This window comes from Caballeronia sp. BCC1704, from assembly GCF_902833455.1.
In the GTDB taxonomy this organism is placed as follows: domain Bacteria; phylum Pseudomonadota; class Gammaproteobacteria; order Burkholderiales; family Burkholderiaceae; genus Caballeronia.
On the sequence record NZ_CADFFT010000003.1, the window covers coordinates 360255 to 375685 of the forward strand.

A 15431-nucleotide genomic window follows, 5' to 3' on the forward strand; every position below is an offset into this window, starting at 1 on the left:
AATAACGAGAATTTGCTCAGGGCCCAGTAGCGCCCCGTCCGGATTTGCCGTGTCGGTCGTCAGTAGTGGTAGCGGCACGAAATGATAGTGATTTGCGTGCTTGCCACTTCGTAGACCAGCCGATTCGTTTCATCAATGCGACGGGACCAAAATCCACTTAGGTACTCTTTCAGCGGCTCAGGCTTACCGATGCCTTCGAACGACGAGCGCTGCACCTCTTTGATAAGTTGATTAATGCGCTTTAGGGTCTTCTTGTCCTGACTCTGCCAGTAGAGGTAATCGTCCCACGCCTCGGCAGTCCACATGATGTTCAACGCGCCGTTCATTCGGTGTCGTCAACTAACTTGCGGGCCTTCACCTTGCCCGTGCGTGCTTGCGCAATTGAGCGCTCCAGATGGGCTGCGTTCGCGGGGGAGCGCAGAAGATGAACCGTTTCCATCAAGCTGTCGTAGTGCTCTTGCGACATGACAACGGCATTTGGCGCGTCGCGGCGGGTGATGAGCGTCACTTCCACATCCTCAACTACCTGATCAATAACGCGCTTCAGATTGGCGCGAGCGTCGGTGAACGGGATGGTGCGCATATGTTCTCCTCGGTGGCTAATCTGTACCGTTATAGGTACAACTCTAGCACACACCGACGAACATGTACAGTGACCCGTACATGTATGGCCATTGTCGCTTCAAAGCACGGTGAGAAAGAGGCCGAGCGGAGGGACGTCGTTATCTCGCGCGACGAACCTTGGAAGGTTGCTGGCATCGCCGCATAGCCGCCAAGGCAGGGCACTGCCACGCTAAGCAGTTATCAGACGCAACCGTCACGCGTCCCCGAGTCGCTTGAACAACTCACGATGCTCAGCATAGATGGCAGCCATCTGTGACAGACTGTCTTCCCGCGCATATCGCTTGGTTCCGGCGGCTAACTTACGGGCCGAATGCGACAGAGCCTGTCGCCTCTTAAGCAGTTTCACCCGTACACGTTGTTTCATGGGCGCGAATAGGCGACAGTGGAAGCACCCGCCTCGGCCACCGGCGCGACGACCGGCAACGGCTTTTGGGGTAGCGTCCGGGTCAGGAGGTCAAGTAGATGCTGACGAGCCTTTGCCGCCTCAGCCCCTGCCTTCCCTCTCCAGTTTGCCGGGTGTTGAATTCGGTAGCACAAGAGCTTCCCGTACATCTCGAACTCCCAGAGCTGCATGTTAGGAATCCCGACGTCCTCCCAATCGCGGCGCCCCACGCAGACTCTTCCGACTCCCTTGGTCGGAAAAAATTCGCGCCTGGTGGCCGCCGACGCTGACCCGTGCGCGAAGATAACGACGTCTGGCTGAAAGTGGTCGAACTGTACTTCCAGCAGCCGTTTGGAAAGGCGCTTGATCTCGGGAAAGTATTCGGAGCCGCTGGGGTTCCTTCCACCGGCATCGATGCAAAACAGGTTTGAGTAGATCAGTCCGCCTGGATCGAACCGATCTGCTAGAGCGCGCATGAAGTTGAAGAAGGTGGTGCCGCCGTCCCCATCTTTCGCGAGCCATGTGTCGAAGGATGCGCGATGCTTGGCAAGTGCCTTTGCCACGTATGCGTTCACCCCACCACCCTCGGCGCTTATGTGCCAATGCTTGCCGCCGAATTCCCTGCCGATCACCATTATGCGCGGTGCGCCCGGGTCTTTGGGACCGTTCACGAGAAAGGGCGTAAAAAGCCCTCGCGTCTTTGCTACAGAAGGATCTAGGAAAGATGGGTGCGTCGTCGCCAGGATTTCGGCGTAGCGCGCTTCAAGCTGTTCGTCCATATCGGGTCTTGTGTTAGGGAAAGCAATTCAAAATACGACACGCTCAACCGCGTCCGCGGAATCGGTGATGTCCCGCCCGAAACCGGCCACCGTGTTACAAGCCGTCAAGCAGCAAACCGCCGAAACAGGTCAGGGCGACAGAAGCAATGCTCGGATGCCGTGAGACGGCAGACGAGAAAAAAGAGCCTCGACCCGGTTTCCCCAGCGAGGCTCACTTAACACCTATGAACGTGCGACGAAGTTTTCTGCACTTCTCGATCTGCGCTCAAACGGCTACTTCCCAACTGCGGCTCCTGCTTCCCCGCTAGACTACCACTGCTCCCCGGAACGACTTATGCGAATGAGGAAGCGACGAACGTGAGACGCGTTTTCGGCAACCGCTTGTCCGGATAGGTGGAGGGTAGGCCGGGATCTCGGTGACTGCCTTTTCTGCGACGCGTGGTGTTCATCGCCACAAGAAGTAGTGTACGTATGGAACGCCAATCATCAAGCGACGAAGAAGCAAGGAAACCGGGCTCTGTCCTCGCGATAGGACGCGCGTCGCATGCCGATGAAGCGCCACGCGCGCACGCGGCCGTTTGCGCGATGCGGCCAAGCAACGTGCGCAAGGAAGCGGCGCCCGCGCTCGGCGAACCAGCCAACGCCGATGCGCTCCTGGAACTTGAAGCCGCCCTCAAAGACGCCGACCCCGAAGCGCGCAATACTCGCATAGCAAAGGAGCGGCTTGGAATGCGCCACCGATGACGCCCCGCGTCAAAGCATCGGTTCTCGCGCGAGGGACGCCGCTTCATCGCGCCTTTCATCGTTCTCGTGCCGCAAAGTCGGCGCCGATGCCTTCAGCAGTCGTGTATAGGCGTGCCGCGGATGCGCGAACACCGCCTCCACGTCGCCCTCCTCTACGACGCGCCCAGACCTGAGGACGAGCACTCGATCGCACAGATGCCCCACGACATCGAGGTCATGCGAGATAAAGAGCAGTGCGGTCGCATGCCGGGCTTGCAAGGACACCAGCAGATCGAGCACCTGCGCCTGCACATAAACATCGAGCGCAGAAACCGGCTCGTCGCAGACGATCAGCGCCGGCTCCGGCGCAAGCGCCCGCGCGATCGCCACGCGCTGCCGCTGCCCGCCGGAAAGCGACATCGGCCGCCGGTCCAGATACGCCGCGCTTAGCCCGACCTGCTCCAGTAATTCGACGCTGCTATCGAGGGCCGCCGCCTTCGAAAGACCTCGCGAATGCAGCCCCTCGGAAAGCAATTCGCGCACGGCATGCCGCGGATCGAACGAACTCAACGGATCCTGCGGGATATATTGCATGCGGGAGCGCAGCGCACTACGCGCGGTCTCGCCGATACCGGCGCCGTTCCATTCGTGCCCCAGGAAACGCACGGCCCCGCGATCGGGCGCGAGCAACCCCAGCACGATATTCCCGCAAGTACTTTTGCCCGATCCCGATTCGCCGATGATGCCAAGCACTTCCCCCTCGCGCACGCGAAACGACACATCGTCGAGCGCGGTGAATCGTTGGTCGCGCGCCCTGCCGCGCCGTCCATAGGTCTTGCCGATACCCGTCACATCGAGCACCGCGCGATCCGACGGAGCCGCCCGAGGCGGCATCTGATCCCGTACGATCGCCGGCATCGCTCCGCCCGTCGTGACGGCCATGCGCGCCGAACTCAGCCGATGCCCGCGCGACTCCAGCGATGGCTGGGCGGCCAGCAACTGCCGCGTGTAGTCGTGCGACGGATGCTGCAGCACGTCGCGCGTCGCGCCGCTGTCGACGACCTTGCCGCCGTGCATCACGAGCACGCGATCCGCGATGCCCGCGACCACCGCCAGATCATGGCTGATGAGCACGACGCCGACGCCCTGAGCGAGACGCTCGCCAAGCACCGCCAGCACTTGCGCCTGCACGGTCACATCGAGCGCGGTGGTCGGTTCGTCCGCGATGACGAGCGCCGGGCCGGCCGCGATCGCCGACGCGATCAGCGCGCGCTGGCGCAGGCCGCCCGAGAGTTCGTGCGCGTATTGCCGGGCACGCATCGCGGGTTCGGGAATGCCGACATCCGTCATCACGTCGTGCACCCGCGCACGTCTATCGGCGCGCGAGCGCAGCACGCGATGATGCACGAGCACCTCCTCGATCTCCGCGCCGATCGTGCGGAGCGGATCGAGCGAGACGAGCGCGTCCTGCATCACCAGTCCGGCAAACCGACCCCGCAAGCCACGCCAGTCGCGCTCGGCAAACGCGAGCGCGTCGCGTCCGGCGATCTCGAAGCGTTCGGCGCCGATCCGCGCCCCGCGCCCCGCGAGACCGATCAGACTGCGCGCCGTAAGACTTTTGCCCGAGCCGGACTCGCCGACGAGCGCGACGCATTCGCCGGGCCGGATCGTCAGATCGACGCCCTTCACGAGCGGCGTGCCGCCGTTCGCATTCGCGAAACCGATGGACAGCCCGCGAACCTCCACGAGCGGCCGATCCGTCATCGATGCCTGCGGCTTCATGCGCGCACCTCGAACTTGCGTTGCAGGAAGCGGCCGATGACCGCGAACGACAAGACGGTCAACGTGATCGCCATGCCCGGGAACACGCTCGGCCACCATGCGACGCGCAACACGTCGCGTCCTTCGGCGAGCATCACGCCCCACTCGGGCGTCGGCGGTTGCGGACCGAGCCCGAGAAAGCTCAGTCCCGAGACGGCGATGATCGCGCTGCCGATATCGATCGTCGCGATGACCGGCACCGCGACGAGCACGTTCGGCAGCACATGGCGAAAGAAAATCTGCATGCGCGACAGACCGAAACTCACCGCGTGCGTGACGTAATCCGCGTGGCGCACGACAAGCGCCTGCGAACGCAGCACGCGCCCGAACTTCGGAATGCCCGCGATACCCACGGCAATGGCGATATTGACGATGCCCTGTCCGAGGAAGGTCACGACGAAGAGCGACAACAGAATTGGCGGAAATGCGGAGAGCACGTCGAACACGCGCGACGCGGCTTCAGCGGCGAGACGGTTCGACAAGCCCGCAAAGAGGCCGACGACGAGCCCGATCGCGAGGCTCACGGTCATGCTCGCGAGTCCGATCAACAACGAATAGCGCGCGCCATGTATCACGCGGGACAGCACGTCGCGCCCGATGCGATCGGTGCCGAACCAGTGCTGCGCGTCGGGCGGCTGCAGCGTCGCGGCGACGTCGCTCACGAGCGGATCGAACGGCGTCACGATGCGCGGAAAGGCCATCGCCATGCCGAGCGCGACAAGAAACGCCACGGCGATCATCACGCCCGCGGGCAGCGGCGCGCGCCCCCGCTCGAATGCGGTACGTATAACGGTGCTCATTGTCTGCGCAACCTCGGATCGATGAAGAGATAGGCGATGTCGAGCACCGTCGAAATGACGACATGCACGAACGCCGCGAGCAGCACGACGGCCAACACCACCGGCACGTCTTGCGATGTCACCGCATTGAGCGTCACGCTGCCGATGCCAGGCCTGCCGAACATTTTTTCAGTGATGACCGCGCCGCCGAGCAGGCTGCCGATCAGCCAGCCGCCGAGCGTCACGACAGGCAGCAACGCATGGCGCAGCACATGACGCGCGCGCAGAACGAGTTCGGACACGCCGCGCGCACGTATCGTCGTGACAAATGGTTTCGCCAGTGCCGCTTCGATCGATTCACGCATCACTTGCGAGAGGATCCCGGCGGTCGGCAATGCCAATGTCACGGCGGGCAGGACAAGCGCGCGCCAGCCGTTCGCCCCCGATACGGGAAAGAGCCGCAACTGAAAGGAGAACGCGATCAGCAGCAACATGCCGAGCCAGAACACCGGCGTCGACGTGAACGTGAGCTCGATCAGCGACGCGCATTGCGCGCCGAGCGCGCCCCACGCCCCACGCGTGCCCTCCCCGCCCGCCGTCACCGTCGCCACCCCAATGGCGAGCACGAGCGCAAGCGCGCCGGCAGACAATGCGAGCTGCATCGTCGGCCAAAGCTGGCTGCGCAGCACGTCGAGCACCGGCTGCTGCATCACGAACGACGTGCCCAGGTCGCCATGCGCGAGCCGCAGCAGGAATTGCCCGTATTGCCACGGCAGACTGTGATCGAGGCCCCACTGCGCGGCGATCGCCTCGCGCAAGCCGGGATACGCGAGATCGCCCGCGAGCACGTCCTCGATGCGTCCGGGCAGCGCATGTATCGCGATGAAAGCCACCGACGCCGCGAGCCACAGCACGAGCAATCCCGTCAGCAGGCGCGTCGCAATCTGTCTGCGCATCTCACGCTCCCTGTTTGTCGATCCAGATGTCGTAAGCGCTCGCCGGGCCGTCGAGTTGCGGTTCGAAACCGATGCCATGGACATTCGACTTCGACGCGAGGTGATACACCGGCGCGAACAGCGGCACGATGAACGCCTGATCGACGGCACGCGCCTGAATCTCGCCGAGTAGCTTGCGCCGTTCATCGCCGATCGGCATCAGGCGCGCGCGATCGATGTCGCCAGTGATCTTCTTGTCGGAGGCAGGAATGGCGTTATACAAGAAGCCCTTGTCGCCGAGCATGTCCCACAGTTCCATCGCGACATCGGACGGGTTGTCCGTGTTCGGATAGATGAACCACACGCCGGTCGCCTTCTGATTGGCGAAGTCGCCCGCGGTCGTGATGCGCAGGTTCAGATCGAGTCCGATGTTCTGCCGCAGCGCCGACTGCACCGCACGGATCAGCACGTCACGGCTGTCGCGGACGTAAGGTTGGGGATAACCGACTTCGATCGTTAGCCGCTTTCCGTCCTTCGTGCGAAACCCATCCTTGTCGCGCGCGGTCCATCCGGCTTGGTCGAGCAGACGGTTCGCGTCGGCGATCTTGTTGCCCCATGAACCCTCGAGTTGTTTCGCGTAGTCCGGATTGTCCGGACCGATGTTCGACCATGCGCGCCGCACCGTGCCGAGATACACGCTCTTCACGATGGCGTCGAGGTCGAAGCCGTCGCGCAGCGCGCGCCGCACGCGGACGTCGTTGGCGGGCGGCACCGTGTAGTTGATGTTCAGCGTGAACGATGTGGTCGCGGACGGACCGTGCACGTACTGGAAGCCATCGACCTTGTCGAACACGGCGATGTCTGTGGGCTGCACGCCTTCGATCAGATCGACCTGCCCCGAACTCAACGCGCCGGTTCGCACGGCCGCCTCAGGCAAGAACCGATAAGTGACGCGATCGAGATAGGCCGGTCCGCGATGCGCTGCGTTGTCGGGCGCCCATCGATAATCGGGATTGCGTTCGAAGGTCGCCTGCTGTCCGCGCTGATACGACTTGAACACGAAAGGCCCGGTCCCGACGATGCCCGGTCCCCCGCCGCACAGGTCCTTGTTCTCGGCGAGCGCCTTCGGCGAGATGAAGCCGAGCTTGACGCTCGAGAGCGATTCGAGCGTCGTGGAATCGGCCTGCTTCATCACGAGCCTGGCGACGTAAGGCGACACCACTTCGACGTGATCGAACGCTACGAGCAGCGACGCGGACGCCGATGTCGTGCTGACGTTCCTCAGGATGTAGTCGAAGTTGGCTTTCACCGCGTCAGCATTGAACGGCGAGCCGTCGGTGAACTTCACGTCGTCGCGCAGCGTGAATGTGTAGCTCTTGCCGTCGTCGGCAATGCTCCACGACTTCGCGAGCCACGGCGCGTAGGTGCCGTCGGTGCGCTTGGAGACGAGGGAATCGATGTAATTGCGGATGACCCAGAACGAGTTCTGCTGCGACGAACGATGCGGATCGAAGCAAGCGGGTTCGGTCGTCACGCCCCAGGTGAGATCGCCGCCCGTCGCTGGTTGTCTTGCAGCCGCGTGCGTGGATGTCGCGGACTCCGATTTGCCGCAGGCGGTGATCGCCGCGCTTGATGCGATCGTCACGACTATGGCCAAAGCGCGTGTGAGCGCCGGTCGTTTCACGTTCATCGAATGGAATTCCCCGAGCAGACAGAAGACGCGATGCCCCCGGCCTTTAGGGTGGTCCGGCGCAGCGTGCATACGGGCGGGCGGCATCGCGATAGATTGGAAAGCTTACGGTCGCCATGACATGTGAGGCAACGAAGCAAAGTTCATAAACATATTTGACGCCTAACCTTGGAACCGCGCACCCGCCAGAGTCGAATAGAAGAGAAGCGGCCCTTTGTGCAGGCCTGCGATCCTGGGAATAGAACTTTTCGTTTGCACGAATTGCGCGTGTACTGTTCGCTTGCTGCTGCGAGTTGCCTCGACAGGGCGCGCAACGTCGGGCGCTCGCGCGCGACCCACCGCGTGATGACCGCCGCGCGGCCTGAACGGTGGAAGGATCGGGGAGGCCAGCTGGTCATAGCCGAAGTTCGGTTTGGCACCGCGCGAATTGCCGACACGATGGCTTGCGCTTGCGCACATCGGTTCGGTTTCACAAATGCTTCGCATTGCAAATCGACCCGCGTCGACATTACAAATCAGAATTCGTTCGTTCGGCATCGGTAAGCGTGACCGTAAGATCGCCTTCCGCCGAAAACTCCTGGTTAACACTTACAAAAGGAATCGAATGAAACGAGTCGAACTCGCCAGCGCTGCTGGCTTGATGGTCGCCCTCTCCGGGATTGCTCAGGCACAAAGTTCGGTGACGCTCTACGGGTTGATCGATGCCGGCATCGCTTACACGAACAACCAGCGCGGAGCCTCGAACGTCCAGGCGACCAGCGGCAAGCTCAACGGCAGCCGCTGGGGCATCAAGGGCGTCGAAGATCTGGGCGGAGGCTATACGGCGCTGTTCACGCTCGAAAACGGCTATCGCGTCAACGACGGCACCCTCGCGCAAGGCGGACGCGAGTTCGGGCGGCAAGCGTATGCGGGCGTGGGAACGAAAGGCATCGGCACGCTGACGCTCGGGCGTCAATACGATCCGAACACCGATCTCGTCGCCCTCTTCGCAGGGCCGGGGTTCTGGTCGCCCGCCACGCACGTCGGCGATAACGACAATCTGAACCAGACGTTCCGCATCAACAACGCGGTGAAGTTCAAGAGCGATACTATCGCGGGCTTAACCGTCGATGCACTGTATGCCTTCAGCAATCAGGCCAACAACGGCGCGGGCGCGGGCTTCGGCAACAACCGCGCGTGGGGCGTATCGGCAAGTTACGGGCGCGGGCCGTTGTCGCTCGGCGCGGGTTATGTGCGGCTAGACCATCCGAACGCGACGACGAATACGAGCGGCGCGATCGGCGGTGCATCGACGACATCCGGCGATGACTATAGCGGCGCGCTCTTCTATGGCCTCAACGGTGGGGTCGCGCGTCAGCAGATCACCGTGGCGGGCGGCAATTATGCGATCGGATCGCTGGCGACCATCGGCTTCGCGTGGAGTCACACGCAGCTCGATTTCAACGACGGCTCCTCGCGCAAGTTCAATAACTACGACGTCAACGGACGTTACAGCCTCACGCCGGCGACGACGCTCGTAGGCGTCTACACGTTCACCGACGGCCGCGCTTACAGCCTGCCCGGCACGAACGGCGCGACCCTGAAGCCGCGCTGGCATCAGTTCACGCTGGGCGTCGATTACGCATTGTCGAAGCGTACCGACGTGTATCTGTCGGGCGTCTATCAGCTCGCCGCGGGCGATGCATCGACACGCGTCGGCACCGGCTATCGAACGATTGCTGCTATCGCCGACGCCGGCGCCGCATCGTCGACGAACCGGCAAGTGGCGGCGTTTGGCGGCGTGCGGGTGAGGTTCTAGGCGAGTCGTTATCGGGTTGTGAATCGAGGCCTGCGTTGATGATCGCTGGGCAGCCAGGCATCGACCTGTTTTGCAGCGACGGAATATGTGCGCGCTTGCTCCTGTTGGTAAAGTATGCGATCGAACCCGCTCTCACGCGGGATGACAACCCTTCTCGTGCTAAAGCGACAATGACAACAATCGCCGCAACACGCAGTGCATGGGCCGCGCCAATGCGCTTCGTCGCCCTCTCAGCGCTTATCGCGCTGGCCGCATTCAGCGCCGCGCCGCAATCCGCGCAAGCAGCAAGCAAGACGCTCGTGTTCTGCTCCGAAGGCAGTCCCGCCGGTTTCGATTCAGCACAATACACGACCAGCACGGACTTCGATGCCGGCGCGCACGCCGTCTTCGACACGCTGGTCGAATTCAAGCGCGGCACGCTGGATCTCACGCCGGGTCTCGCCGAGACGTGGGACGCGTCACCGGATGCGAAGACGTTCACGTTTCATCTGCGTCACGGTGTGAAGTTCCAATCGACGTCCTACTTCAAGCCGACGCGCGACTTCAATGCGGACGACGTCGTGTTCACTTTCAAACGCATGATCGACCCGAACGAGCCCTTTCAGAAAGCGCATCCGGTCAGCTTCCCGTATCTGACTGACCTCGGCTACGACAAAAACATCGCGTCCGTCGAGAAGCTGGACGATTACACCGTGCGCTTCACGCTCAAGACGCCGGACGTCGTGTTCGTGCGCAATGTGGCAATGGAGTTCGCATCGGTCGTATCGGCAGAATATGCTGCGCAGTTGCTCAAGGCCGGCAAGGTCGAGGACTTCAATCAGAAGCCCGTGGGCACGGGCGCGTTTGTCTTCCGCGATTACCAGAAAGATTCGACAATTCGCTACGACGCGAATCCGACTTTCTGGAACCGCAAGGACGTGCACATCGACAAGCTGGTCTTCTCGATCACGCCGGACGCTGCCGTGCGCGAACAGAAGCTGGAGAGCGGCGAATGTCAGCTCACGTCGTTCGCGCGGCCGGCCGATATTGCGAGCGCCAATAAGAAGCCCAATCTTGCGGTGCTGTCGGGCGTGGGCTTCAACGTCGCTTACGTCGGATACAACACAACGCACAAGCCGCTCGACAACGTGCAGGTGCGCCGCGCGCTCGACATGGCTATCGACAAACAGGCGATCATCAAGTCCGTGTACGAAGGCGCCGCGACGGTCGCGACCAACCCGATGCCGCCATCGCAATGGTCGTATAACAAGGCGTTGAAAGACGCGCCCTATGATCCGGCGCGTGCGCGAGCGTTACTGAAGGAGGCAGGGTTTCCGGATGGTTTCGCCATCACGCTCTGGGCCATGCCTGTGCAGCGCGGCTACAACCCGAACGCGCGGCTGATGGCGCAGCTCATCCAGTCCGACTGGGCGAAGATCGGCGTCAAGGCGAACATCGTGACTTACGAATGGGCCGAGTACAACAAGCGCGCGAAAATCAATGGCGAGCACGACGCCATCCTCTACGGCTGGCTCGGTGACAACGGCGATCCCGACAACTGGCTCGGCACGACGCTCGGCTGCGACGCCGTGCACGGCAGCAACATGGCGAAATGGTGCAACAAGCAGTTCGACGATCTGCTCTCGAAAGCGAGGCTTATCACCGATCAGAGCGCGCGCACGAAGCTGTATGAAGAAGCGCAGGTCGTCTTCAAGGACCAGGTTCCTTACACGCCGATCGCCCACGCCAACACGTTCCAGCCCATCTCCAAGCGGGTGCACGGATACTTGATTAGTCCGCTGGGCGGCCATCGGTTCGATGGCATAACGCTTGAATAAACGGAAACGCCGGCCGCCGTCACAGTCCTCCAACGAGTGAAGCGATGTCCGATCTGAGCCTCATCGCCGCGCACGTGAAGAAACATAACGATGCGGCAGCCGCCCGTAAGGTCGTCAAATTGGACGGCTACGATGGCCCCTGGCGCGAGAAGTACATCGCTGGGTGTGCCTTGCGGGTCGATCTCGACTGCATTCCTGCATGCTGCCTGCCTACGCGGACGAACCGACGGCCATTGCAATCCTTCGTGTCGGGGACACTCGACAAGACCGTTGACCCGACATCTTCGTCGCGCTTGCGACAACGAAGACGAACGCCAGGCGCCTGCTGATTCGCGAGACTCTCCGTATATGTGAGCGCTTGGGGCACTCGGAGATGAGGCCCGAACCGATGCTGCGAGGACACCGTGACTCGTCGCGGCCTGCTGCCGACTCTTCACATGTGAGAGCGATTACGCCTGGTGGGCAAGTGTTTTCCGTGGAAGTTAGCGCGACAGACGATTAGTTGCGTATCAGCAAAGCATGACTTACTCACTTCCCGTTTGTTTGGCCCCGGCCTGGGCGGTAGCTCGCGAGCCCGTAACGAAGCGCCGGCCCTACCCAGTGCAGCTCGGACGTGCTGACCGTCCATTCTTCTCGAAGAGAATGCTATCCGGTGAAATCTTGCCCATCCGTCGATCCAATTGGCATTACTTTCTTAGGATAACTACCGTAGCATTTCTTGTCTTCATGTCGAGTAAGCCGTACCCTTGATCGCCCTCGTGGTGCATAGACTCGCCATGTCAGGGCGTCATGCACATCGATGAGCCGAATATCCGGACGCGCATAGTCAACGGCTTTGCATTACATCGATAAACAATATTTTTCCGAGTTTATCGGCGAGATAAGTTATGTCTCGTGGCGCTGCACGACGGCGCGAACCATTAGCTCAGGGCACATCGATGAACACGATCAGACACTGGAAACGCTATCTCCTCGCGGTAATGTTCGCCGCGGGCAGCGTGTCCGCACATGCGGACGACCTGCTTTCGCGTGTGAAGAAACAGGGGGAACTGTCAGTCGGCACCGAGATGCAGTTCGCGCCGTTCGACTTCATCGAGAACGGTCAACAGGCCGGCTTCAACAAGGACCTGTTCGCCGCGGTCGGCAAGATCATGGGCGTGAAGGTGCGGTTCATCGATCTGCCGTGGGACAGCGTGTTGCCCGGTCTGGACGCGGGCAAGTTCGACATGGTCGCGGGCCCACTCACTGTCACAAAGGCGCGCATGGAGCGCTACGCTTTCACTTCGCCTATCGCCGATGCCACCGATGCGCTTCTGAAGCGCGCGAAGGACGCCAGTATCACGAAGAGCGCGGACATTGCGGGCAAGACCGTGGGCGCGCAGAAAAGCAGCGCACAGAACGCACAACTCAAGAGCTACGCCGAGACGCTCAAGCCAGGTGTCACCGTGCGTGAGTACGTCGATAACAATCAGGCCTATGCCGACCTGGCTGCCGGTCGTCTGAACGCGGTCGCCAACTCGCTGACGAACATTGCGTACGTCGCGAAGCAACGCCCGAACGTGTTCGCGGTCGTGCAGCCGGCGTTCGGCTCGGCGGTGTACTTCGCCTATTGCATGCGCAAGGATGCCGACAGTCAGTCGCTCAACGCCGCATTCAACGACGCACTCGCGACGCTCGGCAAAAACGGCGAGCTCGCGAGCTTGCAGAAGAAATGGTTCGGCGTGGCCGTGGATCTGCCCGCGACGATGCCCGCGCCCGCGTACTGAAGCGCGCGACATGTTCAGCATCGAGGCCTTCACGGACGCCCTTCCGCTGCTGCAGCACGCGGCGCTGACGACGCTGGGTGTATCGGCGGCAGGCCTGGTCATCGGCTTCGTCATTGCGCTGGCCGTGTGTGCGGCGAATCTCTCCGCAAAGCACGGGTTCTATGTCGCCGCGGTCGTGTACGTGCGCGTGTTCCGCGGTGTGCCCCTCCTCGTGCAACTGCTGCTCGTGTATTACCTGCTGCCGTTTATCGGCATCAACGCGCCGCCGCTGATCGCGGCCATCAGCGCGGTGTCGTTATGCGCGGCGGCGTATATCGCGGAGATTCTGCGGGGCGGCTTCGCCAGTCTGCCGCCGGGTCAGAACGAAGCTGCCGTCATGCTCGGCTTATCGCCGCTCGACCGACTCGTGCGCATCCAGATTCCGCAGGTCGTGCGCTCGACGCTGCCCTCGCTCGTCAACGAAATGGTGCTGCTCATCAAGGCGTCGTCGCTCATATCGGTGGTGGGCGTGGCGGAAGTCACGCGCACGGCACAGAACGTCGCCGCCAGCACCTATCAGCCGATGGAAGCCTATGCCGCCGCCGGCCTGATTTATTTCTGCATCTGCGGCGGGCTGGCGCTGGTCGCGCATTCCGCCGAACGGCGTCTCGCGGCCTGACCGCGACATCGACGACAGGATCTCTTCCGTGCCTCATTTCGACCTCTCCGCCATCACGCATAACCTGTCGCAGATCGGCGCGGGGTTCGCGACCACGCTCTGGATGTGGCTCGTCAGCGTGCTGCTGGGCGCGATGCTCGGCTTCGTCGTGGCGCTGGCGCAGCAACTGGGCGGGCGCTTCGTGCGAGCGTTGCTGCGCGTGTATGTGGAGCTGTTTCGCGGCACGCCGTTTCTCGTGCAACTGTTTCTGCTCTACTACGGCGGCCCGTCTTTCGGACTGACGCTCACGCCTGCGATGGCGGGCGTCCTCGCTCTCACACTGTATGGTGGCGCATACTTCGCCGAAGTGTTCCGCGGCGGCTTCGCTTCGGTGCCGAAGGGGCATCTCGAAGCGGCGGCGTGTCTCGGCCTCACTCGCATGCAGGCGGTCTGGCGCATTCAGTCGCCGCAGATGCTGGCGCTGATTCTTCCCGCGCTTTCGAACTTGACCATCGTGCTGAGCAAGGAAACGGCCGTGCTGTCGGTCGTGACCGTGCCCGAGCTGACCTTCGTGCTCACGGGTATCGGCTCCGCGACGTTCGCCTATGTTCAAACGCTGCTCGTGCTAAGCGCCTGCTATCTGCTGCTGGTCGAGCTGGCGACCGGGGCGGGTAACTGGGCCGAAAAGCGCATGACGCGCTTTCTCGCCTGAAGGTATCGAGGAATTCATGACGCTCATCATCGCCGAACCCGCGCCCCTCGTCTCCGGCGCAGCCGTTGACCCGCTGGTCGAAGCGAAGGGCCTGTACAAGCGCTTCGCTTCCACCGACATTCTTCGCGGCATCGATCTGACCATCCGCAAGTCTGAAGTCCTGTGCATCATCGGGCCGTCGGGTTCGGGCAAGAGCACGCTGCTGCGTTGTCTCGCCGGACTCGAGACCTACGATCATGGCGAGGTGCATATCGAAGGCCAATTGCTCGGCTACACCATGCGCGGTGGCAAACGCGTGCGCGCCACCGCAAAGGAGTTGCACCATACTCGGCGCCATGTCGGCATGGTGTTTCAGCAATTCAACCTCTGGCCGCATATGACCGTGCTTGGTAACGTCATGGAAGCGTTGGTGCGGGTACGCGGGTTTCCGAAGGGAAAGGCCGCCGAACAGGCGGGCCGCATGCTGGAGCTGGTCGGTCTGTCGGGCAAGGCGGACGCGTATCCGTCGCGCTTGTCGGGCGGACAGCAGCAGCGCGTCGCGATCGCCCGCGCACTCGCCATGGAACCGCACATCATGCTGTTCGACGAACCCACATCCGCGCTCGATCCTGAACTCGTCGGCGAAGTACTGCAGGTCATGAAACAGCTTGCCCGCGACGGCATGACGATGGCCGTCGTGACGCATGAAATGGGCTTCGCCGCGCAAGTGGCGGATACGGTCGCCTTCATCGATGCAGGTCGTATCACCGTATCAGGCACGCCGCGACAGGTGTTTCGCGAGTCCAAGAATCCGCGCTTTACACAGTTCCTGCAAAACTACCTGGACCGCAACGCGTTCTGGTCGGGCGACGACGCGTGATGCCGATTGCATAGATTCGCAATGCTTTCTCTCGAACAGGGCAACGTCTGAAACGACACTTAGGTGCAAGTCGCGCCGACGCGCGGGGCACAATCGACCCTCGGGTCGC

At 62.2% G+C, this 15431-nt stretch carries 14 protein-coding genes; 7 read left to right on the forward strand and 7 right to left on the reverse strand.

What is annotated here, in order from left to right:
• Nucleotides 1–59: 59 nt before the first annotated feature.
• From HWX53_RS17250 to HWX53_RS17280, 7 genes are all read right to left on the reverse strand, one after another.
• Nucleotides 60–326 carry a Txe/YoeB family addiction module toxin gene (locus tag HWX53_RS17250; RefSeq protein WP_175943031.1) on the reverse strand — a complete coding sequence of 89 codons (267 nt, stop codon included), beginning with the start codon at nucleotides 324–326 and terminating at the stop codon, nucleotides 60–62.
• Nucleotides 323–583: a type II toxin-antitoxin system prevent-host-death family antitoxin gene (locus HWX53_RS17255; protein WP_175943033.1), complete on the reverse strand. Its 261-nt coding sequence runs from the start codon at nucleotides 581–583 to the stop codon at nucleotides 323–325. The genes HWX53_RS17250 and HWX53_RS17255 overlap by 4 nt, the downstream gene beginning before the upstream one ends.
• 401 nt (nucleotides 584–984) lie before the next feature.
• Nucleotides 985–1785, reverse strand: a complete 801-nt coding sequence (locus tag HWX53_RS17260; protein ID WP_175943036.1) for a hypothetical protein — start codon at nucleotides 1783–1785, stop codon at nucleotides 985–987.
• 753 nt (nucleotides 1786–2538) lie between these two features.
• Nucleotides 2539–4290, reverse strand: a complete 1752-nt coding sequence (locus HWX53_RS17265) for an ABC transporter ATP-binding protein (protein WP_208454797.1) — start codon at nucleotides 4288–4290, stop codon at nucleotides 2539–2541.
• A complete protein-coding gene (locus HWX53_RS17270) occupies nucleotides 4287–5129 on the reverse strand; it encodes an ABC transporter permease (protein WP_175943038.1) in 843 nt (280 codons plus the stop codon). The genes HWX53_RS17265 and HWX53_RS17270 overlap by 4 nt, the downstream gene beginning before the upstream one ends.
• Nucleotides 5126–6064 carry an ABC transporter permease gene (locus HWX53_RS17275; protein WP_175943039.1) on the reverse strand — a complete coding sequence of 313 codons (939 nt, stop codon included), beginning with the start codon at nucleotides 6062–6064 and terminating at the stop codon, nucleotides 5126–5128. Before HWX53_RS17275 ends, HWX53_RS17270 begins: the two co-directional genes overlap by 4 nt.
• Before the next feature lies 1 nt (nucleotide 6065).
• Nucleotides 6066–7688: an ABC transporter substrate-binding protein gene (locus HWX53_RS17280; protein WP_244140165.1), complete on the reverse strand. Its 1623-nt coding sequence runs from the start codon at nucleotides 7686–7688 to the stop codon at nucleotides 6066–6068.
• Between the two features lie 649 nt (nucleotides 7689–8337).
• Here HWX53_RS17280 and HWX53_RS17285 point away from each other — a divergent pair.
• From HWX53_RS17285 to HWX53_RS17315, 7 genes are all read left to right on the forward strand, one after another.
• Nucleotides 8338–9531 carry a porin gene (locus HWX53_RS17285; RefSeq protein WP_175943043.1) on the forward strand — a complete coding sequence of 398 codons (1194 nt, stop codon included), beginning with the start codon at nucleotides 8338–8340 and terminating at the stop codon, nucleotides 9529–9531.
• Between the two features lie 212 nt (nucleotides 9532–9743).
• Complete coding sequence (locus HWX53_RS17290; RefSeq protein ID WP_241270061.1) at nucleotides 9744–11348, forward strand: ABC transporter substrate-binding protein; 1605 nt, start codon at nucleotides 9744–9746, stop codon at nucleotides 11346–11348.
• 44 nt (nucleotides 11349–11392) lie between these two features.
• Nucleotides 11393–11677, forward strand: coding sequence for a hypothetical protein (locus HWX53_RS17295; protein ID WP_244140166.1), 285 nt, complete (start codon nucleotides 11393–11395; stop codon nucleotides 11675–11677).
• 651 nt (nucleotides 11678–12328) lie between these two features.
• Entirely contained in the window at nucleotides 12329–13114 is a 786-nt protein-coding gene (locus HWX53_RS17300; protein ID WP_244140197.1) for a transporter substrate-binding domain-containing protein, read from the forward strand.
• 10 nt (nucleotides 13115–13124) lie between these two features.
• On the forward strand, nucleotides 13125–13772 hold the full coding sequence (locus tag HWX53_RS17305) for an amino acid ABC transporter permease (RefSeq protein WP_175943050.1): 648 nt from the start codon (nucleotides 13125–13127) through the stop codon (nucleotides 13770–13772).
• Between the two features lie 28 nt (nucleotides 13773–13800).
• Nucleotides 13801–14463 carry an amino acid ABC transporter permease gene (locus HWX53_RS17310; RefSeq protein WP_175943052.1) on the forward strand — a complete coding sequence of 221 codons (663 nt, stop codon included), beginning with the start codon at nucleotides 13801–13803 and terminating at the stop codon, nucleotides 14461–14463.
• Nucleotides 14464–14479: 16 nt separating this feature from the next.
• Entirely contained in the window at nucleotides 14480–15322 is an 843-nt protein-coding gene (locus tag HWX53_RS17315; RefSeq protein ID WP_279612502.1) for an amino acid ABC transporter ATP-binding protein, read from the forward strand.
• Nucleotides 15323–15431 lie beyond the last annotated feature (109 nt).